Origin of the sequence: Nocardia sp. 852002-20019_SCH5090214 (assembly GCF_001665865.1) — a bacterium.
GTDB classification, from domain to species: Bacteria; Actinomycetota; Actinomycetes; order Mycobacteriales; family Mycobacteriaceae; genus Nocardia; species Nocardia nova.
This window is the reverse complement of record NZ_LZMK01000045.1, coordinates 159,189-184,092: the sequence shown is the minus strand read 5'-3', so window position 1 is coordinate 184,092 and position 24,904 is coordinate 159,189. Positions and strand designations below refer to the sequence as shown.

The window sequence follows — 24,904 nt, the reverse complement described above, 5'->3', positions numbered from 1 at the left end:
TGGACCGGGGAGTCGACCGCAGCCCTCGGGACTCTCGCTCGATCCGGACGCCGAGTCGAGTGTAGGTCAGGCTTACCTAACCAAGCAAGAGCGACGCACCGGCAACCCGCGATCGGCCAATGCCAGTAGCAACGCCTGCCCCCGCTCGATCCCGGCATCCGCGCCGGTCCGCGCCAGTTCCGGAACATAGGTGGCCGCGCCCACGACGGTTTCGCCCACGAGATTCCAGAATCGCGCCCGGCTCAGCCCCGCGCAGCGCTGCAGGCTCTCACACACCAAGGTCAGCGCCGCCTCGCAGCGATGCGCCAGCCACACCGACAGCGCCCGATCACACGGCAGCGTCACCACACCCGGCCGCCCTGCCAGCGGATCACCCGCCACCACGCGAATCGTCGTGTCCGACAGGCCCGCCCAGTCCAGCCCGCCGTCGCTGTCGCTGTGCACCCACAGATTCTCGAGCCCCGGATCCCAGGCGCGGTTGTCGCAGACCATCAGCGCGACCACCCGGCCGACCACGGCATGGATCAGCGCGGTGGCGACCACCTCGGCGGCGATCTCGGCGCTGACCATCTCCGCCGCATGCCGGCGATACATCAGCTCGATGCGACCTTCACGCACCCCGTCGGCCAGTCGCCACCACCGCCGACGGCCCTGTTCGGCCATCGCCGCCATGGCGTAGACGCGCGGATGCCCGGGCTGCAACGCGCGCAGCCGGACACAGATCTGTTCGAACGCCGGCTCCGGACGGCGAGCCGGGAAAATCGTCACTGGTTCGGACATCGAACCCCCTCAACGTTCGGCATTGCGGTCGGCAACGAAAGATAGGTTAGGCTTACCAGAGTTGTACGGCGACAGGTCGCTGCGCAAGTGTTCGATCGCCATGAAACGCGTCACCCAGGAGTCGTTCGCCGCCGTGTCCGCCGCAGTCATCACCCCCCGTCGCCGTGCGACCGGCCTGGCACTCCTGGCCGGGGTGCTGCTGCTCGCGGTCGTCGCCGGACTCGCCGTCGGCGCGAAATCCCTGTCCCCGGCCGAGATCTGGCACGCCGTCTCCTGTCCGGACGGCGTGCCGTTCACCTGCCCCGCGGACGGGCAGGCCGACCGGATCGTGCGCGAATTGCGCCTGCCCCGAACGGTTCTCGCACTGCTCACCGGCGCCGCACTCGGTATCGCCGGTGCGCTGATCCAGGGCTACACGCGCAATCCGCTCGCCGATGCGGGATTGCTGGGTCTCAACGCGGGTGCGGCGTTCCTGGCCGCGCTCGGCATCCATCTGTTCGCGCTCACCCAGCCGAGCCAGTACATCTGGTTCGCCTTCGCCGGAGCACTGGCGGCCGGGGTGGTGGTGTTCGGCGCATCGGCGAGCGGCGGCAGCCGATCCACCCCGTTGACGCTGGTCCTGGCCGGTGCGGCGGTCACTGCGCTGCTGCAGGCGCTGACCAACGCGGTGATCCTGCTCGATCCGGCCGCGCTGGACACCTACCGCTTCTGGGTGGTCGGCACTCCCGCCGGACACGAACCCGCGGTCGCGGCCCAGGTGGTGCCGTTCATCCTGGCGGGAACGGTGCTGGCGATCCTGGCCGCGCCCGGGCTCAACGCGATCGGACTCGGCGAAGATGTCGCGCGCGGGCTCGGGGTGAACATCGCGCGCAACCGCGCGATCGGGCTCACCGCGGTGGTGCTGCTGACCGGCGCCGCGACGGCCGCGGTCGGCCCGATCGCCTTTCTCGGATTGGTCGTTCCGCACCTGGGCCGCATGATCACCGGCCCGGATCACCGCTGGCTGATTCCGTATTCGGCGCTGCTCGGGGCGATCGTGCTGCTGTTGGCCGATGTCGTCGGCCGGGTGATCGCGCCGCCCGGCGAGTTGCAGGCCGGTATCGTGCTGGCCGCGATCGGCGCACCCTGTTTCATCGCCCTGGTGCGCCGCCGGAAGGTGGCCGAATTGTGAACGCGCGCAGCGATATCCGCACCTCCGGGGCCGGCACGGAATCGGGTACCGAGCCAGGGGACGGAGACCGACGGGCCGGGGACGCCGGCAGCGAAGCGGCGGCCGGCTCGGTCGGCGATTCGACGAGCGCTCCCGGCGCGGACCGACCCGGCGTGGCGCTGGCACGGGTCCGGCCGGCCGTCCGGGTCGCCGGAATGTCTGCGGTCCTTCGCCTTTCGATGCTGCTGACGTTGCTGGCCCTCGCCGCCGCGATCGTGGTGCTGTTCGTAGTGGACATCTCCGTCGGCGACTATCACATCGCCCTCGCGCGGGTGCTGGACGTGCTGACCGGCGGCGGCACCCGTTCGCAACGCTACGTCGTCATGGAATCGCGGCTGCCACGCGCGGTGACCGCGCTGGTGGCCGGAGCGGCGCTCGGCATCGCGGGCGCGATCACGCAGTCGATCCTGCACAATCCGCTCGCGAGCCCCGACGTCCTCGGCATCACCTCCGGGGCGAGCTTCGCCGCGGTCGCCGTGCTGGCCGGTGCGGGCGGCACCGCCACCGGAATCGTCGCGTCGCTGGGCGTTCCGCTCGCGGCGCTCGCGGGTGGACTGGCCACGGCCGCATTGATCGGCGTCCTGGCGCTGGGCCGCAACAGCGGCGGCGACACCGGACTGAGCGGAATGCGGTTCATTCTCATTGGGATCGGGGTCAACGCGCTGCTGCTGGCCGGTATCAACTGGCTCGTCACGCGGGCGAGCCTCGACGACGCCGCCCGGGCGCAACTGTGGCTCACCGGCTCGCTCAACGGCGCGGACTGGAACCGGACGAGTGCGGCGGCGGCCGGACTCGTCGTCGTGGTTCTCATCGCGGCGGGTTCGGCGCGCACCCTCGCCGCACTGCGCTTCGGCTCCGACACCACTCGCGCGCTCGGTGTGCGCGTACAGACCCAGCAGTTGGTGCTGATCGGCGCCGCGGTGGCGGCGGCTGCCCTGGCCACCGCGGCGGTCGGCCCGCTGGCCTTCGTCGGGCTGGCCGCGCCGCAGATCGCCCGCCGGCTGCTGCGCACCCCCGAGGAGCCGGTCATCGGCTCGGCGCTGACCGGGGCGCTGATCGTGATCGCCGCCGATGTCGCGGCCCGAACCGTCGTACCGGTCGACTTGCCGGTCGGCCTGGTCACCGCCGCGTTCGGCGGACCGTTCCTGCTGTTGCTGCTGATACGCGTGAACCGGAAGGCGACATTGTGAGCACCCGAACCCCGCACCGGAACACCGGCAACGACGACGCCCACCGCCTCGCCGCGGAGAACATCACCCTCGGCTACGGCGGCCGTGTCATCGTCGACGGCCTCAGCGTCGATATCGAACCCGGCCTCATCACCACGGTGATCGGCCCGAACGGCTGCGGCAAATCCACACTGCTGCGCGGACTGGGCCGGCTGCTGCGGCCGAACGCGGGCCGAGTCCTGTTGGACGGCAAGGCGATCGCCACCATGAAAACCCGCGACGTCGCCCGCATCGTCGGCATGCTGCCGCAGGCACCGGTCGCGCCGGAGGGCCTGACCGTGGCCGATCTGGTCGCGCGCGGCCGCCACCCGCATCAGTCCTGGCTGCGCCAATGGTCGGCCGACGACGAAACCGAGGTCGCGCACGCCCTCGCCCAGACCGGCATGTCGGAACTGGCCGACCGCACCCTCGACGAACTGTCGGGCGGGCAGCGCCAGCGGGCGTGGATTTCCATGGCACTGGCCCAGGGCACCGACATCCTGCTGCTCGACGAGCCCACCACCTATCTGGATCTGGCCCACTCGCTGGAAGTGCTCGACCTCGTCGACCGGCTGCACGACGATCTGGGCCGGACCGTGGTCATGGTGTTGCACGATCTGAATCTGGCCATCCGCTACAGCGACCGGCTGATCGTCATGCGTGAGGGCCGCATCGTCGCCCAGGGCGCGCCGAGCGAGGTGATCGACACCGAACTGTTGCGGACGGTCTTCGGCCTGCGCGCCGAGGTGCACACCGATCCGGTGTCGGAGCGCCCGATGATCGTGCCCATCGGCGCGCGGCACGTCGTCGGCGCCGTCGGCGGACCGCGCCCGGACGATGCCGAAGCGAGTTCCCCGACCGGTTTATGAAAAATCCCACATAGCTACCGACCGGTTACGACGAACTGTAGTACGCATTTGTGTCGTTGCCTCCGTAAGCTGGAGGGATGGCAGGTCTTGGTGAACTCGAGAAAGCGGTCATGGACCAGTTGTGGTCGGCCGATGAACCGCAGACGGTACGGCAGGTCCATGAAGCCCTCGCCGCGCGCCGCGAGCTCGCGTACACCACGGTGATGACGGTGCTACAGCGACTGGCGAAGAAGAATCTGGTCGTGCAACAGCGCGACGACCGGGCACATCGGTACGCGCCCGTGCACACGCGCGACGAACTCGTGGCCAGTCTGATGGTCGACGCGCTGCAGCAGGCCGACGAAGTCGGGTCCCGCCGCGCCGCGCTCGTGCACTTCGTCGAACAGGTCGGAAAGGATGAGGCTGCCGCACTCCGCGATGCACTCGCTAAGCTCGAAGCAACCGAGACCGCGCGCAACCCGTCCGAGGACGAGAACACCGCATCCGACGACAACGGAGTCGCCCCGCCGCAGTAGCTGCGTGGTGCTCTCCGGCGCCGCGATCTCGGGCCCCTGGCCCCACAACGCAGTGAGCTGAGTATGAACGCAACAGCGCCGGTCTTCGCCGGTCTCGCCTTGCTTCTCGCGGGACCGGTCCCGGCTCTGCTCAGCCGAGCCACCTGGCCGTACCGGACTCCCCGCGCGGCGCTGGTGTTGTGGCAGGCGGTCGCGCTGGCAGCGGTCTTGTCGGCGTTCGGATCCGGGCTGGCCATCGCCAGTCTGCTGCTGGTCCCGGGACCCGACGGCCGCCCCACCACCTCCCCGACCAAGGAGATCGACGCGCTCGGCCTGGGCCTCTGGCTGATCTACGTCGTGGTCTTCGCGCTGACCCTGCTGGTCGGCGCACGCCTGATCTACGCCGCGATCCGGGTCGGCGTGCACACCCGCCGCCGCCGGGCCCGGCACCGGATGCTGGTCGACCTGCTCGACCAGGGCGGCGACATCGGGCACGGCGATCTGATCGCGGCCTCGCCGCTGGCCGGTACCCGTGCCGCGGATATCCGTGTCCTCGCCGCCGCCGAGCCCATCGCCTATTGCCTGCCCGGTCTGCGCCAGCGCGTGGTGCTCAGCCAGGGAACGTTCGCGAACCTGTCGAAATCCGAACTGACCGCGATCGTCAGCCACGAGCGTTCGCATCTGCGGGCGCGCCACGACCTGGTGCTGGAGGCGTTCACCGCCGCGCACGAGGCATTCCCGCGGGTGGTACGCAGCAAATCCGCGCTGGATTCGGTGAAGCTGCTGATCGAACTGCTCGCCGACGATTCCGCCGTCAAGGTCACCGGACCCACCCCGCTGGCCCGCGCGCTGGTGACGTGCTCGAATTCCACCGCCCCGCAGGGAGCCATGGCCGCCGGCGGGCCCACCACACTCATCCGCATCCAGCGCCTGACCGGTCCGCTCGGCGATCTGCGCATCGCGACCGCGGCCTACGCGACGGCCGCCGCGATCCTGGTGGTGCCGACCCTCGCGGTGGCGATTCCGTGGCTGGTCGAATTGAACCGGTTGCTGAGTGCCTGAGCGGCGGCGTTCCCCGGGAGCTCACGGCCGGCACGCGAACAATCGCGGGGACAAGCCTTTCGGACGCGGCGGCCCCCGGGGCGCGCGATCCTCGGAAGCTTCCGGGCGGGCCGGGTCCGGCCGGCCGGCGGGCGAGCGCACGGGACGATCGGACCGCACACCGGATGCCGGAGACCGGGCACCGAAGGACCGTCGCCGAGCCGGGCGCTCCGAACTCTCGACCTCATCGCCGGGCGGCGAAGCTTCTCGCGGTCCGGCCGCGGGGCCCGGATTCGCGGAACTCGGCCTGCCGGTCGAACTGGTGCAGGCGTTGCGGCGGGAGCGCCTCGAGACCGCATTTCCCATTCAGGCGGCGGCCATTCCCGATGTGCTCGCCGGTCGCGATGTGCTGGGACGCGCGGCCACCGGTTCCGGCAAGACCCTGGCCTTCGGCCTGCCGATGCTGGTCCGGCTGCGGCGCGGCGCGTCCGCACCGCGCCGCCCCCGTGCGCTCGTCCTCGCCCCGACCCGCGAGTTGGCCCTGCAGATCGAGACGGCCCTCGACGAGACCGCGCTGTCGCTGGGCCTGCGGGTGGCGACGGCCGTCGGCGGTGTGCCGATCAAACGGCAGGCCGATCGCCTGAGCCGCGGCGTGGACCTGCTGATAGCGACCCCCGGCCGGCTCACCGACCTCATCGACCAGGACAAGGTCGGCCTGGACGCGATCCGCGTGGTCGCGATCGACGAGGCCGACCACATGGCCGAACTGGGCTTCGTCGACCAGATCCGCACGATCCTCGACCGCTTGCCCGCCGGCACTCAGCACCTGCTCTTCTCCGCGACCTTGGATGCCGCCGTCGACACGCTGGTGCACACCTATCTGAACGACCCCGTCCATCACGACGTCACGACCACCGCGGAAACGCGGGCGCCTTCTCCCGGGTACGCCGCGGCCCGCCCGGGCTCGCAGGCAACCGATTCGGTGGTTGCTGCGGAGAGTGCCGATGCTCCAGCTGCCATTGCGGCCGGAACTCCCGCGGTCCGCAAAGCCGCTGAAAGACAAGAGAATTCACCGCACACGGCGGCCGAGACCGGCCGGGAAGCCCGGCCGCAGGTGCCGAGCTCGTCGACGACGTCACCCACTCCCGCCGATGGGATCGGCAGGCCGCCCACCGGAAATGATCTCAGCGGGCTCTCCCCTTCCGGCACGGCGAAGGTCTCCCACTACCTCCTCCAGATGCGAGCGACCGACAAGCGCGCAGTGGTCGCGGAGATCGCAGCGCGCGACGGGCGCACTCTGCTGTTCGTGCGCACCCAGTACGGTGCGGACAAACTCGCCGGGCGGCTGCGGGAAGCGGGCGTCGGCGCAGTCGCGCTGCACGGCGGGCTGAGCCAAGCGCAGCGTACGCGCACCTTGGCCGCGTTCTCCTCCGGTGCGGCACCGGTTCTCGTCGCCACCGACGTGGCCGCACGCGGCATCCACGTCGACGACGTCACGCTGGTGGTCCACGTCGATCCCGCCGCCGATGCCAAGGACTATCTGCACCGCTCCGGCCGCACGGGCCGCGCGGGCGCGAGCGGCACCGTGGTCACGATCGGCACCGATGCGAGCGCGGACACCGTGCTCCGCGACGCCGCGGTGGTATTCGAGCACGTGCGCATCCGACCGGGCGACCCCCGGCTCGCCGCCTTGGCCGGGGCCCGCCCGCCGACCGGACGCCCGGTCCCGGATCCGGCCGCCGCCCCGCCTCGGACGGTCGACACGCAAGAAGCCGACACACGCGCAAGGCCCCGGCGAAACACCCGGCCGCCACACTCACGCAACCGCCGCGCCAACTGAATCACCTACCGGGACAACCCAACCCCGTCGACGCGGCAGCGTGCCGGCGACCGACGTCGGTCCCGGTTTCCGACTGCGAACCGTTGATTCGGCCTACCGTGCCATCATCACCGACCACGCCCCTCGTCCCCCGCGCCCGCATCCGCACCGGACGGAACCGGCGAGAAGGGCACGGTTCGCTCCTACCGCACCTCTCGGTATGGCGCACTTTCGACCGTGCAGCGCCGCTTTCGCTGTCAGCGCTCCGGAATGGCTTCCACCACAGTGGTTTTCACCGCATCGGCGGCAGACCCGTCCTTCAGGTCCACGCCGGATCGTCCCAGTGCACGCGCACCCGCTACCAGACCCGCGACGACGGTGGCCGCCTGTCGATACCCCAGACCCTCGGGCGGGTGAATATTCGACACGCAGTTGCGTTCGGCGTCGGTGCGGCCCGGTCGGGGGCGGTGGGTGAGGTAGATGCCGAGACTGTCGGCCACCGACAGACCGGGGCGTTCGCCGATCAGCACCAGCACGGTGCGCACGCCGAGCGCGGCGCCGAGATGGTCACCGATCGCCACCCGCGCCTGCGTCGCGATCACCGGCGGGGCCAGCGTGTAGTGCGGGGCGAGTTCGTCGACCAGGGCCGCGAGCAGATCCGGTCCGTGTGTCGCGAGCGCACTCGGGGACAAACCGTCGGCCAGAACGATTCCCACATCGAAAGCACTGGGCGACAGAGGCTTTCGTACCGCCGAGGAGTCCTCGGGTTCTCGTCCGAGATCGGGCCGGCGCAGATACTCCGCGCGGTCTCGGGCCCGGCTGCGTACCCGGATCGGCGTCCCGAGGTCCAGCGCGGCGAGCCGTTCGCACAGCGCATCCACGTCCACGCAGGTGTGCACCGCGTCGCGCGCCGCCGCATGCGCCGCCCGGAATTCCAGTACGCGCGCGGTGGGCAGTGCGTCACCGGTTCGCCCGAGCCCGATCCGCGCCTGCGTCGTCCCACGCAATTCCCGCCAGAACAACTCGCTGTCCGCACCTGATCGACGCGCATCGCGCACCTGTCCGGCTCCGGCCGGATTCGTCCCGGTGGCGCTCATCGCGGCCCCGCCAATTCCCGCAGCGGCGAGGTCAGCGGTTCCACCGCGGCGATACCGCCCGCGGCATCGAGCATGCCCAGTCGCGCGAGCCACTGCTCGAACTCCGGCGCGGGCGCCAGGCCCAGCAGCCGGCGCACGTACAGCGCGTCGTGGAAACTGAGGCTCTGGTAGCCGAGCATCACGTCGTCGGCCCCCGGCACCGCGATCACGAAGGCGACACCGGCCGCGCCGAGCAGCGTCAGCAGGGTGTCCATATCGTCCTGATCGGCCTCGGCGTGGTTGGTGTAGCAGACGTCGACGCCCATCGGCAGGCCGAGCAGTTTGCCGCAGAAGTGATCCTCCAGCCCCGCCCGGACGATCTGTTTGCCGTCGTACAGATATTCCGGGCCGATGAAGCCGACGACCGTGTTGACCAGTAACGGCGCCAGTTCGCGTGCGACGGCGTACGCACGCGCCTCGAGCGTCTGCTGATCGACGGGCCTGCCGCCGGTACCGAAATGCGCGCCCGCCGACAGCGCCGAGCCCTGCCCGGTTTCCAGATACATCACGTTGTTCCCGACGGTTCCGCGCCCCAGCGACCGTCCGGCTTCGTTGGCCTCGCGCAGCAGCGACAGATTCACCCCGAAGCTCGCATTCGCCGCTTCCGTCCCGGCGACGGACTGAAAGACGAGATCCACCGGCGCCCCCGCCTCGATCAACCCCAGCGTGGTGGTCACATGGGCGAGCACGCAGGACTGGACCGGAATATCGAATCGGGTCCGCACCTCGTCGAGCAGCGTCAGCAGCTCGGCGGCGGCCCGCGGCGAGTCGGTGGCCGGATTCACGCCGATCACCGCATCCCCGCAGCCGAGCAGCAATCCGTCGAGCACCGCCGCGGCGATACCGCGCGGATCGTCGGTGGGGTGATTCGGCTGCAGCCGGGTGGCCAGCCGGCCCGGCAGTCCGATGGTGGTGCGGAAACCGGAGCGCACCTCGGCGGCCCGCGCGACCGCGATCAGATCCTGATTGCGCATCAGTTTGCTCACCGCCGCGACCATCTCCGGCGTCAAACCCGATGCCACGGAACGCAATACCGCTGCCGGTGGCTCCGCCTCCGATCCGGCGGCCACCGCGAGCAGCCAGTCCCGCAGGCCGCCGACCGACAGCTGCGCGATCGGCGCGAAGGTCGCGCGATCATGCGTGTCGAGAATCAGCCGGGTGACCTCGTCGGTCTCGTAGGGCACCACCGGGTCGTTCAGGAAGTCGCGCAGCGGCACCTCGGCCAGCGCCCACTGCGCCGCGGCGCGCTCCGCGTCCGAACTCGCCGCGCACCCGGCGAGTTCGTCACCGCTGCGCAGCGGTGTCGCCTTGGCCAGCAGGTCGGCCAGCCCATCGAAGGCGTAGGTCCGGCCGTGGAGGGTCTGCTGATACCGCGTCATCGGTCTCCTCCGGATCGGCGTCCTGTCCACCCTCACCGCCGGTGGTGGCTGCCAGCGTACCGCCGCACCCGCACCCCTCGATGTCTGTTATGTCCCAACGCGTTACGATCGGGTAAGCACTCCGGCACTGCGAGGAGGCGCACTTGACCGAACGCAAACCGGCCGGCATGGGTTTCGAATCCTGGATCGACAAGCAGATCCGCGAGGCCACCGAACGCGGTGAATTCGACAATCTGGCCGGAACCGGCAAACCGCTGCCCGGCGTGGGCGAGCCCTACGACGAGAACTGGTGGCTGAACAACTACCTGCGCCGCGAAGGTGTGGGCGGCGAGGCGCTGCTGCCGACCTCATTGGTGCTGCGCCGCGATCTGGAGCGGTTACCCGAGCGGGTCGCGGAGATGGATTCCGAGGCCGAGGTCCGCGCCTATGTGTCCGATCTCAACATCCGCATCGTGGAATGGATCCGGATGCCGCACGGCCCCCACGTCCGCCTCGCACCCGCCCGAGCCGACGAGGTCGTCGCGCGCTGGCGCGCCGACCGGCACACCCGGCAACGAACGGCCGCCCCCAGCGGAAAAGACTCTCTCGCAACCACTTCCACGCGGCGCCGGGACGGCCACCCGCGGTGGTGGCGCCGACTGCTCCGCCGCGACCGCCCCGGCGCCGCCTAGTCCTGAGACGGCGGGAATCCACCGGTGGCGACCGGCCCCCACCGCTCGACCTCGATGCGGATCAGCGATTTGTTCTGCCGCGCCATCGCCGCGCGGTAGTCCTCCCAATCGGGATGCTCGCCCGCGATACAGCGGTAGTAGTCCACCAGTCCGTCCAGCGCTTCCGGCATGTCGAGTACCTCGGCACGCCCGTCGATCTGGACGTACGGACCGTCCCAGTCGTCGGACAGCACACAGATCGACACCTGCGGATCGCGGCGCGCGTTGCGGGTCTTGGCCCGTCCGGGGTAGGTGGAGATCACGATCCGGCCCGCCTCGTCGACGCCGCAGGTCACCGGCGACATCTGCGGGGCGCCGTCGGCGCGCGTGGTGACCAGGACACCGCGATGACGCTGGCGGGCGAAGTCGAGCAGTTCGGTCCGGTCGACCTCCGTGGCGGTCGCGATCCGTGGCATGGGCGATCCTTTCTCGACGGTCCTCTCGCAACCACCCTGCCATGATCGATTCCCCTACAATGGCCGGAGTGCAGTTTCTCCCAGGACACACGCCGCCGTACGACCTCACCTACGACGATCTGTTCCTCGTACCCAATCGCACCGATGTGTCGTCGCGGTTCGATGTGGACCTGTCCACCAGCGATGGAACCGGCACTACCATCCCCATCGTGGTCGCGAACATGACCGCGGTCGCCGGACGCCGCATGGCCGAAACGGTCGCGCGCCGCGGCGGCATCGTGGTGCTGCCGCAGGATCTGCCGATCAGCGCGGCCTCCGACACCATTTCCTTCGTCAAGAGCCGTTCGCTCACCGCCGACACCCCGGTCACCCTCGGGCCGGATCATTCGGTGTCGGACGCGCTGGCCCTGATCCACAAGCGCGCCCATCGCGCCGTGGTCATCGTCGAGAACGACAAGCCGGTCGGCGTCGTCACCGAATCCGCCTGTGCCGATGTCGACCGATTCGCGCGGTTGCGCACGGTCGCCGACGCCGATTTCGTCAGCGCCGCCGCGACCACCTCCCCGCGTGAGATCTTCGGCCTGCTCGAGGCCGCGCACGCGACCCTCGCGGTGCTGGTCCACGACGACGGCACCCTGGCCGGTGTCATGACGCGCACCGGCGCGGTCCGCGACGGCATCTACACCCCGGCCGTGGACCGGAACGGCACGCTGCGCATCGCGGCCGCCGTCGGTGTGAACGGCGATATCCCGGGCAAGGCGAAGGCTCTGGTCGACGCCGGCGCAGACGTCCTGGTCATCGATACCGCCCACGGTCACCAGGAGAAGATGCTCGAGTCCCTGCGCGCGGTGGCGGACCTGAAACTGGGCGTGCCGCTGGTGGCGGGCAATGTGGTCTCCGCGGCCGGAACCCGCGATCTGGCCGAGGCCGGGGCCGACATCGTCAAGGTCGGCGTGGGCCCGGGCGCCATGTGCACCACCCGCATGATGACCGGTGTCGGCCGCCCGCAGTTTTCCGCGGTCGCCGAATGTGCCACGGCCGCAAAGGATCTCGGCGTGCACATCTGGGCCGACGGCGGAGTCCGCCATCCCCGCGACGTGGCCCTCGCGCTGGCCGCGGGCGCGTCGAACGTGATGATCGGCTCCTGGTTCGCCGGTACCTATGAATCGCCCGGTGATCTGCGCATGGACCGCGACGGCAACGCCTACAAGGAGAGCTTCGGCATGGCCTCCAAGCGCGCCGTGGCCGCCCGCACCGCCGCCGACAGTGGATTCGATCGCGCCCGCAAGGCGCTGTTCGAAGAGGGCATCTCCTCCTCCCGGATGCGACTGGACCCGGAACGTCCCGGCGTCGAGGACCTCATCGACCACATCTGCTCGGGTGTGCGCAGCGCCTGCACCTACGCCGGGGCCCGCACGCTCGCCGAACTGCACGAGAAGGCGGTCCTCGGCGTGCAGTCGGCCGCCGGTTTCGCGGAAGGACGCCCGCTGCCCTCGGGGTGGTGAGGCTCACCACACTCGGCGCGGCTCGCGGAGGGCGATCCGGCAGGATCCGGCACACACCGGGCGTCTCCGCGTTCGCCGCGAGCCCGATCCGCCCCACCGGAGGGGTCGCGGCGCGCCGCGCCGCTCGGTCGCCGCGAAGATCCCGGTAACATAGGCTGTGCCGACCGGCGGACCTCCGCCGACCGGCATTGCGTTTAGTTCGGCTCGTCCACTTGCGAAAGGAACCAGTTGTCACCCGCGTCCGAGGGCGCCACACAGGAGGGCTCCTCTACCGAGCCGGGTGACCAACCCGGCGCCTCCGTCTCCGCAGATCCTCCGTTACCCGGTGGGCGGTGCCGATCGTGTCCGTAGTGCTCACCATCGTCAGCCTGCTGGGATTCATCGCACTCACCGCGGGCACGGCGATCTTCGTCGCTGCCGAATTCTCGCTCACCGCACTCGAGCGCAGCACCGTCGAAGCGCACGCCCGCGAGGGCGACCGTCGCGCGCGCCAGGTTCGCCACGCGCACCGCACCCTGTCGTTCCAGCTGTCGGGCTCCCAGCTCGGCATCACCATCACCACCCTGGTCACCGGTTATATCGCCGAACCGGTGCTGGCCCGGCTCATCGAGCCGATCTGCACCGCGCTCGGCGCGGGCCCCGGGACCGCGCAGGGCGTTTCCCTGTTCATCGCGCTGGTGCTGGCGACCTCGCTGTCGATGACCTACGGCGAGCTGGTCCCCAAGAACATCGCGATCGCCAAACCGCTGACGACCGCGCGCTGGACGGCCGGTCCGATGATCGTGTTCACCACGGTCTTCTCCTGGCTGATCAAACTGCTCAACGGAGCCGCGAACTGGGCGGTGCGCCGGCTGGGCATCGAACCGGCCGAGGAACTGCGGTCGGCACGCTCGCCGCAGGAGCTGGGTTCGCTGGTGCGCACCTCCGCGATGCGGGGCTCGCTCGATCAGCGCACCGCCCTCGTGGTGGACCGCTCGCTGCTGTTCGGTGAGCGCAGCGCCGAGGATCTGATGACGCCACGGGTGAAGATCGAAACACTGGATCAGAACGACACCATCAGCGACCTCATCGCCGCCGCCGGCCGCACCGGCCTGTCCCGTTTCCCGGTCATCGACGGCGATCTGGACAACACCCTCGGCATCGTGCACGTCAAACAGACATTCCTGTATCCGGTCGCGCAGCGCGGCACCATCGCGCTGTCCTCGATCGCGCGGCCGGTGCCGATCGTGCCCGCCAGCCTCGACGGCGACACCGTGCTGGAACGGGTGCGCGCGGACGGGATGCAGCTCGCGCTGGTCGTCGACGAATACGGCGGCACCGCGGGCCTGGTGACCATGGAGGACATCATCGAGGAGATCCTCGGCGACGTCCGCGACGAGCACGACGAGGAGGAACTCGACGTGCGCCGCACCGCCCTGGGCTGGAACTGTTCCGGGCTGCTGCGCATCGACGAGGTGTCCCGGGCCACCGGCTACGACGCGCCCGAGGGCGAATACGACACCCTCGGCGGACTGGTCCTGACCACCCTGGGCCGCATTCCGCTGGCCGGCGACGAGGTGCTGCTGCCCACCCCGAGCGCGACCAACGGGCACGCGATGCAGCCGCACACCCACGGCGGCTGGCTGGCCCGGGTGGAACGCATGGACGGACGACGCATCGACCGGGTGCTGCTGCAGCCGGTGGACGCCGATGCGGTGACGACGTGGGAGCTCAGCCATGGGTGATCTGTTCGGACTGTTGCTCACCGTCGTTCTGCTCGGCGCCAACGCCTTCTTCGTCGGCGCGGAGTTCGCGCTCATCTCCGCCCGCCGTGACCGGCTGGAAACCCTTGCCGCCCAAGGTAAACGGGGAGCCGGCACGGTGATCGGCGCGGCCGAGCATCTGTCGATGATGCTGGCCGCCGCCCAGCTGGGCATCACCATCTGTTCGCTGCTGCTGGGCCGCATCGGCGAACCGGCGATCGCCCATCTGCTCGAGCGCCCGTTCGACCTGGTCGGCGTGCCGGATCAGCTGCTGCATCCGGTGGGATTCGCGCTGGCCCTGGGCCTCGTGGTGATCCTGCACATGCTGATGGGCGAGATGATTCCGAAGAACATCGCCCTGGCCGGGCCGGAGCGGGTGGCGTTGCTGCTGGTGCCGATCATGCTGTGGTGGTTGCGCCTGGCCCGTCCCCTGATCGGCCTGTACAACCTGGCGGCCAATCTCACCCTGCGCGCGCTGCGCATCGAGCCCAAGGACGAGCTCGACGCGACCGTGTCGTCGGTGGAGCTGGCGGAGATGATCGGCGAATCCCGCTCGGAAGGTCTCATAGACGAGGAAGAGCATCGCCGTCTCACCCAGGCGCTGGGCACCACCGACCGCATCGTCGCCGATGTGATGGTGCCGCTGGCCACGACGCGCTGCGTGCCGCTGCGCGGCGACGGCACCACCCTGGGCGATATCGAATCCGCGGTCGCCGAGACCGGCTTCTCCCGCTATCCGGTGCGCGCCGGCGACGGCTCCCTGGTTGGCTATCTGCACGTCAAGGACGTGCTGGACAAGGTGGCCGACGATTCGGCCGGGCCGTCGACCCCGATCCCGCGCACCGATATCCGGCCGCTGCCGACGCTGAGCATGGGCACCACGCTCTACGAGGCGCTGGCCCGGTTGCGCCGCACCAACAGCCATCTGGGCCGGGTCATCGACACCCGCGGCAATACCGTTGGCATCGTCGCCCTCGAGGATCTGGTGGAAGAGTTCGTGGGCACCGTGCGCGATGCCACCCACCGGGTGGCGGAATGACCGTGGACGCGACACCGGCTGCGGCGCAGCACCTTCGGGTGCTGCCGCCGGCGCAGTGGCGGAACCGGGCGCAGGCGCATCGGGACCGGGTCGACGAGATGGTCGGCCCGTACCTGCGGCAACGCGCCGACGGCCGCAAACACCCGGTGATCGACTTCCTGTTCACCTATTACGGGCACAAACCGGCCCAGTTGCGCCGCTGGCATCCGGGTTTCGGCGTGGCTCTGGCCGATGCCGAGGAGTACGCGCAGCGCCGCGGCTATCACCGCGTCGAGACGGCCGCCGGCCCGGTCCATACCGCCGACCCGGCCTTTCTCGACCGCCGCCGCGACACCGTCGAATTCGTCGCGGCCCTGCTGGCAGCCACCGCAGCACGGCCGGCGCAACTGTCCTGCTTCGGATTACACGAATGGGCGATGGTCTATCGCAGCGAGGACGTGCGCCACCGGCAGGTCCCGCTGCGGCTCGGCCGTGCCGGCACCGACGCCGTGGTCGATTCGATGTCGTTGCGCTGCACGCACTTCGACGCCTTCCGCTTCTTCACCCCCGAGGCGGCGCCGCATAATATCGAACAACTCACCCGCGACGACCAGATCCGCCGGGAACAGCCCGGCTGCCTGCACGCGGGAATGGATCTGTACAAGTGGGCATTCAAGCTGGTCCCGCTGATCGATTCGGATCTGCTGCTGGACTGCTTCGCCCTGGCCTGCGCCGCCCGCGAAATCGATATGCGCGCCAGCCCGTACGACCTCACCGACTACGGCTACCGGCCGATCGCCATCGAAACCCCCGGCGGCCGTGCCGAATACGTTCGCGCCCAGTCCGAGCTGGCCCGGCGGGCGGAGCCGTTGCGCACCGAACTGCTCGGCCGTTGCCGGGCACTGCTCGGGCCGTCCTGAGCGGACGGCGCCGAGCGGCTCAGTTCGCGCGGCGGATACTCAATTCCGCCGTGGCGTCGTAGATCCACGACATATCCGCCGCCGCGAAATCCGCCAGCCACGTGGGCGGCGCTGCCGCGGTAAGGGTTTCGAAGTTCCAGTAGTCCTTCCACAGCGAGACGCGCCCGTCGCGGACCCGGTGCACGGAGACGAACGGCAGCTCGGCGCGCTCGCCCGTCGGCCACACCCAGGTTTCGGAGTGCTCGTAGATCACGTCCGGGCCGTCGGCGACCAGCAGCCCGTCGTGATTGGTGTATTCGGACAGCCCGGCCAGTCCGATGCGCAGGCGTTTGACGGTATCGGCCGGCCCCTTCGCGGCCAGCGTGGGACCGGTCGGCACGTCGAGGTAGATGCAGTCCTCGGTGAGCGATGCGGCCACTGCGTCCCAGTCGCGCCGGGCCAGCGCCGCCCACAGCCGCCGCACGACCGCGCGCGGATCATCGTTGTCGGACATACCTTTTCCTCGCTCTCCGGATTTCCGGTTGCTTTCCGGTCCCGCGCCGGGCGCGGTTACACCACCGGGTCGATGGTGGCGTTGATGGTGTGAATGGTGCCGTCGGGAATGACGAAGGTTTCGGTGATGTCGACGGTCATCAACCGCACCCCGGCGACACCGGAGTCGAGCAGATAGCGCGCGGTCACCACATCACCGCATTCGGTCATCCGCAGATCGCGAATGTCCTGAATCACCGAATATTGGACGCCGTGATTCAGTTCCTGTGTCAATTGCGGGCCCGAATAGCCCGTCTTCAACCCGGCTTCGACACGGGTGGCGTCCGGCGCGAACGGCACCGCGCTCGCATCGTGTGAGACCAGCGCATCGATATACGCGCGGGCGACGGCCTGCCGGGGCGTATCGGCCGGATTCGGTGCTGCCGCAGCCATTCCCACTCCGGCGTTCAACGCGGCAGCCACCGCACCCGATATGACTGCAACGTGTTTCATTCCCATTCGCAGAGTTTGTCTCACGTGTTGCTGTGGCGCAACAGCTCGGTGGCCCCGGACGGCTTTCCCCGAAAACAGACCCGATGAGAAGGTGGGTGGGTTACCGTTTCGATGCATTGCCCGCAACCGGCGGTACCGACTACCTCCGCGCGCGGGACGCTTAACCCGTTTCACTGTGGAAGGTGGGGGTCCCGCAATGGCGCGGAGGTCGAGCAGGCGCACGCCCAAACCACTCATCGCCGCGGCCGCGGCCCTACTCGCGGCCGCGATTCTGCCGGTCGGCGGCGCGTCGGCGGATCTGCAATCCGATATCGCCACCCAGGTGCAGCAATTCCTCGATATCGGCAAGGTCGCGGTGCCCCCGGCCGACTGCGGCCCGGGCTCGCGACCGGAAACCGGTATGCAGGGCGATGTTCCGGCCGCCGACCGCGCCTCCGGCCGCAGCACACAGGGCTACAGCTGCAATATGTCGTTCGTCGGCGGATATGCCGGCCACGGCGCCGGCATCACCTCGACCACCTACGACCACTGCTCCTACACCGGCTCGTTCTTCCCCGGGGATCTGCTCGGTCCCGCCCAGGGCGTGCAGGTGATCGACGCCTCCGATCCGGCGCATCCGGTGTTGAGCACCACCCTCACCGAACCGGCGATGATGGCCGGAACCTGGGAGAGCCTGAAGGTCAACACCGCGCGAAAACTGCTGGTGGGCACCGGAGTTCCGTTCCTGGAGGGTACCGGCTACCTGTCGGTCTACGACATCTCCGACTGCGCGCATCCGCGGCTGCTCAATCCGGGGCCGGGCACCAACCTGGCCATGCCCCTGCCCATCACCACCCACGAGGGCGGCTTCTCCCCCGACGGCCGGACCTATTGGGCCTCGGGCATCGCACCCGGCTTCGTCAGCGCGGTCGACCTCACCGATCCGGCGAATCCGCACGTGATCTGGCAGGGGCTCACCGGCATCGAGGCGCACGGCTTCGGCATCAGTCCCGACGGCAACCGCATGTATCTGTCGGCGCTGGGCGGATTCACGGTGCTCGATATCAGCGCGGTTCAGCGGCGCGATCCGAATCCGCAGGTCAACCACATCGGCCGGGTGTTCTGGACCGACGGCTGGGCAACCCAGCACAGCGTGCCGGTGAGCTACGACGGCACACCGTATCTGTTCACCGTCGACGAGGCGGGAGCCGGCGGGGTGAAACTGGTCGACATCTCCGACGAGAACAACCCCAAGGTGGTCGAGAAGATCAAGTTGCGGATCGATCTGCCGGAGAATCAGGACAGCATGCTCGCCTCCTCGATGGGCGGTTCGGTGTTCTCCTACGACCCGCACTACTGCGCGGCCGACCGTCCCGAGAATCCGACGGCACTGGCCTGCGGGTGGGAATCGTCCGGCATCCGGGTGTTCGATGTGCGCGATCCGTTCCAGGTGCACGAGATCGCCTACTTCAATCCGCCCGCCCGCACCGGACAGAATCTGCAACTGTGGAACTCGCCGCACGCACTGGGTTCGCTGATCGGACCACCGGCGCTGGAAGGCTTTTCGGTGGCGCGCGCCATTCTGGACGGGAAATTCGATCCGGCCCAGGCCCTGTCACCGCGCACCGGGATGCTGGCCTTCGGTGACGTGTCCTCCGACTGGTGTTTCGCGCCTCCGGAATGGCACGGCAGCCAGCTGTGGACCTCCTGCAACGACAACGGATTCATGGTGTTGCAGCTGGACAACGACGTGTATTCACCACCGGCCGACCAGCATTCGATCGTGGGGTCCTAGATGTCGCGATGGCTGCGCTGGGGCTCCTCTGCGGCGGCGGCGTTGATCCTGTTGGTGATCGGCGCTGCGCTGCGGCCGGTCGTCCTGCCCGAGAACCACACCGCCGCACCGGTTCTCGACGCCACCGAAATCGGATTCGCCCAGGATATGACCGCTCACCATCAGCAGGCGATCCAGATGGTGCAGCGTCTCGACCCCGGGGTCGACCCACAGGTACTGCGGCTGGCACAGCAGATCGACCAGTCGCAGCGGGTGGAGATCGGCACGATGCTCGGATGGCTGCGCCTGGCGAACGCCGCCCCGATGTCGGATCACCCGATGGCATGGATGAGCGCGGATACGGTTTCCGCACACCATCACGCGGCGAGCGGGCCCGCCACCACCGCGTCGGCGGCCGGCATGCCGGGAATGGCGAGCACGGCCGAACTGGACCGACTCTCGGCCGCCCGGGGGCGTGACGCGGAAATCCTTTTCCTGCAACTGATGTACCGCCATCACGAGGGCGGTATCGCGATGGCTCGCGCCGCCGACCGGCAGATCGCCTCCGGCCCGGTGAAGGAGCAGGCCCGGGCCATGCTCGTCGCCCAGAGCCAGGAGACCGGGTTGATCGCGCTGATGCTGAACCAGCGCGGCGCGCAACCACTCCCCTAGGCCGATTCCGGCGGCCATGGTCGATACTTCCTTGTCCGCAGGTTCGGCGGCCGCGGCGAGAGGGCCGGTCCGGTGCGGATCGTCCGGCGGACCCGAGGATGTCGGTGGGTGCCGCTATGGTCCCTGGGTCGGCACACAATCGAGAGGTTCGGACGCGGATGACTGTCGGTACGGCGATCACCATTCCCACGCATATCCACGGTTATCCGGATCTGGCGTTCGGCGGCTACGTGGCGGGCATGCTCGCCGATCGCGTCGGCGGTGAGGTTCGCGTCGACTTCCGGCGCGGTGTTCCGGTGCGCACCCCGGTCCTGATCACCGATTCCGAATCCGGCAGTGTGCTCACCGATTCCGACGGCACAATCCTCGCCGAGGCGAGCCCGGGTTCGGTGGAATTAGCCGTCACCCCGCCACCCGCATGGGAAGAGGCGGTGGTCGCGTCTCGCGACTCGTTCGCCGCGGGCCGGCCCATTCCCGACTGCTACGGCTGCGGCACCGCGAATGCACCGGGCCGGGGCCTGCGACTGTATCCCTGGCGGATGCGCGACCACGATCTCGTCGCGGCCGCCTGGGTTCCCGATGCCGAATTGGCCGGGCCCGGAGGGCATCTGACCACGGAGAACATCTGGTCGGCCGTCGACTGCCCCGGCGGCTGGGCAGCCATCGAACTGTCCGGAATGCGGCCCGGGGGCGTCACGGCCGCCCTCACCACCCGTCGCATCGGACCGGTTCGCGCCGGGGAGAAGTACCTGGTCTGGTCCTGGCCGATCGCCGCCTCCGGGCGCAAACGCACTGTCGGCGTGGCCATTTCGACGCCGAAGGGCGATCTGCGGGTCCTGGCCGAAGCGCTGTGGGTCGAGCCCCGGCGGTAATCTCCCTGCCGGTCAGTCCGGCAACTCCTGGCTGCACGACGGCAGTGGTCAGCTTCCCGCCTGACCCGAAACCCGGCGGCTCACGATGGCATACCGCGAGCTCCCGGCACCGTGCCGACGAATCTCGCGATCGGTTCGCCTACTCTCCGACGCCCGCCAGACTGCGATAGGCGGCAGCGTAGGAATCCGGGCGTACGTCGCCCATCAACAGGTACTGCTGCAGGAAGCCCATCATCGCGCCGAGCATGACCTGGGCGAGCGCGTCGATATCGGCTGCGGCGGAGAGCAATCCGGCCTCACGGGCGCGCAGGAGCAATTCCCGCCAGGCGTTCCGGACTTGAGCCAGGCGTTCACGGACGATCCCGGCCACCACCTCGTCCCGCCCGGCCTCCGCCCACGCCTGCACCGCGACGCGCGGAATATCGCCGTCGCGAGCCAGATCCGCGATCTGCCCGAGCACCGACTCCAGCGCATCGATCGGCGCCACCGGCGTCGCCCCCTCGGTGAGCCGAGCCAGATTCGCCGTCATCCGGCCGAGCACGGAGTCGGCGATCGCGCGGATGATGTCGTTCTTGGATGCGAAATAGCCGTAGACCGCCCCCGCCGACATCCCCGATTCGGCGATCACCGCCGACATCGTCGTCTTGTGGAATCCCTCCCGGGCCACACAGCGCACGGCGGCAGCGATCAGCTGGTCTCGCCGGGCGGTGCGACGCTGTTCGGTCAGTCGCGGCATGTCCGAATCATAAAAAGAACGTTCGTTCTTGACAATCTCCCGGCCGCGGGCGCATGCTCGAAATGCAAAAAGAACGTTCCTTCTCTTTGGAGTTGCGATGCGACCGTCGCCCGCCACCGTTCTCGGACCGGTTCTGGCCCTGTCCGCCCTGATCACTGTGCTGGTCACCGCCTTCGCCTGGCCGACCTCCGACCTGGCCCCACGTCACCTCCCGGTCGGGCTGGCCGGCCCGGCCCCCGCCGTCGAACAGGTGCGCCAGGGCCTCGGCGCGCTCGGCGATTCGGCGATCGACACGACGACATATCCCGACCGCACGACGGCCGTTCAGGCCATCGAGGATCGCGATATCTACGGCGCCATCGTGATCGGCGCGAACGGACCGGAGGTGTTGACCGCCTCCGCCGCCGGCCCGGCCGTCGCCCAAGCCCTGACCGAAGCCGCCCGGCGCATGAGCCGATCCGCTGCGCCGCAGACGAATTCCGGGCAGTCGCCGCAGCCCGGTAGTCCTGCCGCGGGCCAACCCGCACCCAGCACCCCGATGCCGCAACAGCTTTCGCCGGCGCCGGTGGTCACCGATGTCGTCGCCACGCCTGCCGCCGACCCGCACGGCGCGGTATTCGGCCTCACCCTGGTCCCCATGGTCATCGGCGGCCTGTTGACCGGCGCCGCCCTGTCGCTGCTGGCGCTGGGCCGCACCGCCCGGATCGGCGCGGCCGTAGCCGTCGCGCTCATCGCCGGATTCGCCGTCACCGCCGTTCTGCACACCTGGCTCGACGTGCTGACCGGAAATTACCTCGCCAACGCGGGAGTGGTCGCCCTGGCCATCGGCGCGATCGCACTCGCACTCCTCGGCCTGCGTGCCGTGCTCGGCCTCGCCGGACTCGGTGTGGGCGCGGCAACCTTTGTCGCACTGGGCATTCCACTCTCCGGCGCCATGTCCGCACCGGAACTGCTGCCGACCGGCTGGGGCACCCTGGGAACACTGCTCCCGCCCGGCGCGGCCGCCACCGCGCTGCGCTCGACCGCCTATTTCGGCGGTGCGGGCTCGGCAGCGGCACTGGCGGTGCTGAGCTGCTGGGCCGTGGGCGGCTTGTTGCTGGCGACTGTCCCCCAGCGCACCCGCCACCTTCCCGAGCCGGCGCACGACACCGAAACCGCACAGCTCGCCCGGACGGCCTGATCGCCCCGGAGACGACCCGGGGCAGCCGACCCCAGTTGTGGCCCACGATACAATCGGGCCTGCTCAATCGATGCCGACCGCGACCACGCAACTACCCATGGGTAACATGACAGGCGTACTTTTTCCATCCGGCTTTCTCGAAATGAGGCAGTAGATGACAGAGCGGATTCAGGTCGGCGGGCTCCAGGTGGCCAAGGTTCTTCACGACTTCGTGGAGAACGAGGCGCTCCCCGGCTCCGGCGTAGATTCCGCCGCGTTCTGGACCGGTGCGGAGAGCGTCATCAACGACCTCGCTCCCCGCAACCGCGCCCTGCTGGCCGAACGCGACGAGATCCAGGGCAAACTCGACGCCTGGCACGCCGAGAACCCGGGCAAGGGCTACGACAAGGCCGCCTACAAGAAGTTCCTCGCCGAGATCGGCTACCTGCGCGAAGAGCCCGCCGATTTCGCCATCGGCACCCAGAACGTCGACGACGAGATCGCGACCACCGCCGGCCCGCAGCTGGTCGTGCCGGTGAGCAACGCGCGCTTCGCCATCAACGCCGCCAACGCGCGCTGGGGCTCGCTCTACGACGCGCTCTACGGCACCGACGCCATCTCCGAGGCCAACGGCGCGGAGAAGGGCACCAGCTACAACAAGGTCCGCGGCGACAAGGTCATCGAATGGGCGCGCAACTTCCTCGACGACGCCGTGCCGCTGATCACCGGCTCGCACGTCGGCTCCAAGGCCTACAAGATCGTCGACGGTGAACTCGAGGTCACCCTCGAGGACGGCACCGACATCGGGCTGGCCGATTCCTCGGCCCTGGTCGGCTACCTGGGCGATCCGTCCGCGCCGAGCTCGATCCTGCTGCGCCACAACGGTTTGCACATCGACATCCAAATCGACCCGGAATCGCCGATCGGCAAGACCGACGACGCGGGCGTCAAGGACGTCGTGCTCGAGTCCGCGGTCACCACGATCATGGACTTCGAGGACTCGGTCGCCGCGGTCGACGCCGAGGACAAGGTGCTCTGCTACCACAACTGGCTGGGCCTGATGAAGGGCGATCTGGCCGAAGAGGTCAGCAAGGGCGGCAAGACCTTCACCCGCACCATGAACCCGGACCGGGTGTACACCGGTCTCGACGGCAACGACGTGGTCCTGCACGGCCGCTCGCTGCTGTTCGTCCGCAACGTGGGCCACCTGATGACCTCCGACGCGATCCTCGACGCGCAGGGCAACGAGGTGCCCGAGGGCATCCTCGACGGCCTGATCACCTCGCTGATCGCGGTGCACTCGCTCAACGGCAACGCCAAGGTCAGCAACTCGCGCACCGGTTCGGTGTACATCGTGAAGCCGAAGATGCACGGCCCCGACGAGGTCGCCTTCGCCAACGAGCTGTTCGGCCGGGTCGAGGATGTGCTGGGCCTGCCCCGCAACACCCTCAAGGTCGGCATCATGGACGAGGAGCGCCGCACCACGGTCAACCTCAAGGCCTGCATCGCGGCCGCGAAGGACCGCGTGGTGTTCATCAACACCGGCTTCCTGGACCGCACCGGCGACGAGATCCACACCTCCATGGAGGCCGGCGCGATGATCCGCAAGGCCGAGATGAAGAAGCAGCAGTGGATCCTGGCCTACGAGGACTGGAACGTCGACAAGGGCCTGGCCACCGGCCTGCAGCACAAGGCGCAGATCGGTAAGGGCATGTGGGCCATGCCGGATCTGATGCACGACATGCTCGAGCAGAAGATCGGCCACCCGCGCGCCGGCGCCACCACCGCCTGGGTGCCCTCCCCGACCGCCGCCACCCTGCACGCCACCCACTACCACCTGGTGGACGTGTTCAAGCGGCAGGCCGAGATCGCCAAGGGCGGCCCGCGCGCCACCGTCGACCAGATCCTGGAGATCCCGCTGGCCGCCGACACCAACTGGTCGGCCGAGGAGATCCGCAACGAGCTGGACAACAACTCGCAGTCCATCCTGGGCTACGTGGTCCGCTGGATCGATCAGGGCGTCGGCTGCTCCAAGGTGCCCGACATCAACGATGTCGCGCTCATGGAAGACCGTGCGACCCTGCGCATTTCGAGCCAGCTGATGGCGAACTGGCTGCGCCACGGCATCGTCACCGAGGCGCAGATCGTCGAGAGCCTGGAGCGGATGGCGCCCGTCGTCGACCGGCAGAACGCCGGTGACGCCGCCTACAAGCCGATGGCCCCCGACTTCGCCGGCAGCGTCGCCTTCCAGGCCGCCAAGGAACTGATCCTCGAAGGTGCCTGCCAGCCCAACGGCTACACCGAGCCCATCCTGCACCGCCGCCGCCGCGAGGCCAAGGCGCTCGCCGCGAAGGGCTGATCCGAAACTCGTCGTGACCCTGTCGCGGCGAACCGTGACGTCGCAGCCCCGGTCGTATCGAACGACCGGGGCTGCTTCGCGCTCGGAACACTCTTTGGCGGCCGGCGTCCGTGCGGCTTCGC

23 protein-coding genes are annotated in these 24,904 nt (G+C 69.3%); 16 read left to right on the top strand and 7 right to left on the bottom strand.

Features of this window, described 5'->3' with window-relative positions:
• Positions 1–72: 72 nt before the first annotated feature.
• Positions 73–780 (bottom strand): hypothetical protein, encoded by a 708-nt coding sequence (locus A5780_RS06145; protein ID WP_063018839.1) that lies wholly within the window; start codon positions 778–780, stop codon positions 73–75.
• A gap of 100 nt (positions 781–880) precedes the next feature.
• Here A5780_RS06145 and A5780_RS06140 point away from each other — a divergent pair, with 100 nt between their 5' ends.
• From A5780_RS06140 to A5780_RS38890, 6 genes are all read left to right on the top strand, one after another.
• Positions 881–1,951: an iron ABC transporter permease gene (locus A5780_RS06140; RefSeq protein WP_064906825.1), complete on the top strand. Its 1,071-nt coding sequence runs from the start codon at positions 881–883 to the stop codon at positions 1,949–1,951.
• Between the two features lie 194 nt (positions 1,952–2,145).
• The gene (locus A5780_RS06135; RefSeq protein ID WP_082976309.1) at positions 2,146–3,180 is read left to right on the top strand and encodes an iron chelate uptake ABC transporter family permease subunit; all 1,035 of its coding nucleotides are present in this window, start codon (positions 2,146–2,148) and stop codon (positions 3,178–3,180) included.
• Positions 3,177–4,067: an ABC transporter ATP-binding protein gene (locus A5780_RS06130; protein WP_064907961.1), complete on the top strand. Its 891-nt coding sequence runs from the start codon at positions 3,177–3,179 to the stop codon at positions 4,065–4,067. The genes A5780_RS06135 and A5780_RS06130 overlap by 4 nt, the downstream gene beginning before the upstream one ends.
• Positions 4,068–4,144: 77 nt before the next feature.
• Positions 4,145–4,582, top strand: a complete 438-nt coding sequence (locus A5780_RS06125) for a BlaI/MecI/CopY family transcriptional regulator (RefSeq protein ID WP_051024559.1) — start codon at positions 4,145–4,147, stop codon at positions 4,580–4,582.
• Positions 4,583–4,645: 63 nt separating this feature from the next.
• Positions 4,646–5,623, top strand: coding sequence for a M56 family metallopeptidase (locus tag A5780_RS06120; protein ID WP_063013103.1), 978 nt, complete (start codon positions 4,646–4,648; stop codon positions 5,621–5,623).
• A 286-nt stretch (positions 5,624–5,909) separates the two neighbouring features.
• The gene (locus A5780_RS38890; protein ID WP_369829511.1) at positions 5,910–7,442 is read left to right on the top strand and encodes a DEAD/DEAH box helicase; all 1,533 of its coding nucleotides are present in this window, start codon (positions 5,910–5,912) and stop codon (positions 7,440–7,442) included.
• Positions 7,443–7,678: 236 nt separating this feature from the next.
• Here the strand turns inward: A5780_RS38890 and eutC are convergent, their stop codons facing one another.
• On the bottom strand, positions 7,679–8,518 hold the full coding sequence (gene eutC / locus A5780_RS06110) for an ethanolamine ammonia-lyase subunit EutC (protein ID WP_082976301.1): 840 nt from the start codon (positions 8,516–8,518) through the stop codon (positions 7,679–7,681).
• Complete coding sequence (locus A5780_RS06105) at positions 8,515–9,936, bottom strand: ethanolamine ammonia-lyase subunit EutB (RefSeq protein ID WP_064907960.1); 1,422 nt, start codon at positions 9,934–9,936, stop codon at positions 8,515–8,517. The genes eutC and A5780_RS06105 overlap by 4 nt, the downstream gene beginning before the upstream one ends.
• A gap of 143 nt (positions 9,937–10,079) precedes the next feature.
• Here A5780_RS06105 and A5780_RS06100 point away from each other — a divergent pair, with 143 nt between their 5' ends.
• Positions 10,080–10,607, top strand: a complete 528-nt coding sequence (locus tag A5780_RS06100; protein WP_063013107.1) for a DUF1992 domain-containing protein — start codon at positions 10,080–10,082, stop codon at positions 10,605–10,607.
• On the opposite strand, the gene A5780_RS06095 is transcribed toward A5780_RS06100, so the two are convergent.
• The gene (locus A5780_RS06095) at positions 10,604–11,062 is read right to left on the bottom strand and encodes a PPOX class F420-dependent oxidoreductase (RefSeq protein WP_030517704.1); all 459 of its coding nucleotides are present in this window, start codon (positions 11,060–11,062) and stop codon (positions 10,604–10,606) included. The two genes, A5780_RS06100 and A5780_RS06095, sit on opposite strands and share 4 nt — an antisense overlap.
• 68 nt (positions 11,063–11,130) lie before the next feature.
• Between A5780_RS06095 and A5780_RS06090 the strand changes: the two genes are divergently transcribed.
• The 4 genes from A5780_RS06090 (at position 11,131) to A5780_RS06075 (ending at position 16,247) form a co-directional block, all read left to right on the top strand.
• On the top strand, positions 11,131–12,567 hold the full coding sequence (locus A5780_RS06090; RefSeq protein WP_063013256.1) for a GuaB1 family IMP dehydrogenase-related protein: 1,437 nt from the start codon (positions 11,131–11,133) through the stop codon (positions 12,565–12,567).
• A 341-nt stretch (positions 12,568–12,908) separates the two neighbouring features.
• Complete coding sequence (locus A5780_RS06085) at positions 12,909–14,291, top strand: hemolysin family protein (RefSeq protein WP_064906822.1); 1,383 nt, start codon at positions 12,909–12,911, stop codon at positions 14,289–14,291.
• Positions 14,284–15,348 carry a hemolysin family protein gene (locus A5780_RS06080; protein ID WP_030517707.1) on the top strand — a complete coding sequence of 355 codons (1,065 nt, stop codon included), beginning with the start codon at positions 14,284–14,286 and terminating at the stop codon, positions 15,346–15,348. The genes A5780_RS06085 and A5780_RS06080 overlap by 8 nt, the downstream gene beginning before the upstream one ends.
• The gene (locus A5780_RS06075; protein WP_064907959.1) at positions 15,345–16,247 is read left to right on the top strand and encodes a hypothetical protein; all 903 of its coding nucleotides are present in this window, start codon (positions 15,345–15,347) and stop codon (positions 16,245–16,247) included. Before A5780_RS06080 ends, A5780_RS06075 begins: the two co-directional genes overlap by 4 nt.
• A gap of 19 nt (positions 16,248–16,266) precedes the next feature.
• On the opposite strand, the gene A5780_RS06070 is transcribed toward A5780_RS06075, so the two are convergent.
• Complete coding sequence (locus A5780_RS06070) at positions 16,267–16,740, bottom strand: nuclear transport factor 2 family protein (RefSeq protein WP_030517709.1); 474 nt, start codon at positions 16,738–16,740, stop codon at positions 16,267–16,269.
• Between the two features lie 56 nt (positions 16,741–16,796).
• Positions 16,797–17,171 carry a hypothetical protein gene (locus A5780_RS06065; protein ID WP_227463122.1) on the bottom strand — a complete coding sequence of 125 codons (375 nt, stop codon included), beginning with the start codon at positions 17,169–17,171 and terminating at the stop codon, positions 16,797–16,799.
• A 256-nt stretch (positions 17,172–17,427) separates the two neighbouring features.
• Between A5780_RS06065 and A5780_RS06060 the strand changes: the two genes are divergently transcribed.
• The 3 genes from A5780_RS06060 to A5780_RS06050 all read left to right on the top strand — a co-directional run bounded on the left by A5780_RS06060 (position 17,428) and on the right by A5780_RS06050 (position 20,528).
• The gene (locus A5780_RS06060) at positions 17,428–19,005 is read left to right on the top strand and encodes an LVIVD repeat-containing protein (RefSeq protein ID WP_030517711.1); all 1,578 of its coding nucleotides are present in this window, start codon (positions 17,428–17,430) and stop codon (positions 19,003–19,005) included.
• Positions 19,006–19,656 (top strand): DUF305 domain-containing protein, encoded by a 651-nt coding sequence (locus A5780_RS06055; RefSeq protein WP_064907958.1) that lies wholly within the window; start codon positions 19,006–19,008, stop codon positions 19,654–19,656.
• Between the two features lie 158 nt (positions 19,657–19,814).
• Positions 19,815–20,528 (top strand): hypothetical protein, encoded by a 714-nt coding sequence (locus tag A5780_RS06050; RefSeq protein WP_064907957.1) that lies wholly within the window; start codon positions 19,815–19,817, stop codon positions 20,526–20,528.
• 139 nt (positions 20,529–20,667) lie between these two features.
• Here the strand turns inward: A5780_RS06050 and A5780_RS06045 are convergent, their stop codons facing one another.
• Complete coding sequence (locus A5780_RS06045) at positions 20,668–21,264, bottom strand: TetR/AcrR family transcriptional regulator (protein WP_064907956.1); 597 nt, start codon at positions 21,262–21,264, stop codon at positions 20,668–20,670.
• Between the two features lie 97 nt (positions 21,265–21,361).
• Between A5780_RS06045 and A5780_RS06040 the strand changes: the two genes are divergently transcribed.
• Entirely contained in the window at positions 21,362–22,444 is a 1,083-nt protein-coding gene (locus A5780_RS06040; RefSeq protein ID WP_064907955.1) for a hypothetical protein, read from the top strand.
• A 154-nt stretch (positions 22,445–22,598) separates the two neighbouring features.
• A complete protein-coding gene (locus A5780_RS06035; RefSeq protein WP_063013121.1) occupies positions 22,599–24,782 on the top strand; it encodes a malate synthase G in 2,184 nt (727 codons plus the stop codon).
• The last annotated feature ends 122 nt before the right edge of the window (positions 24,783–24,904 follow it).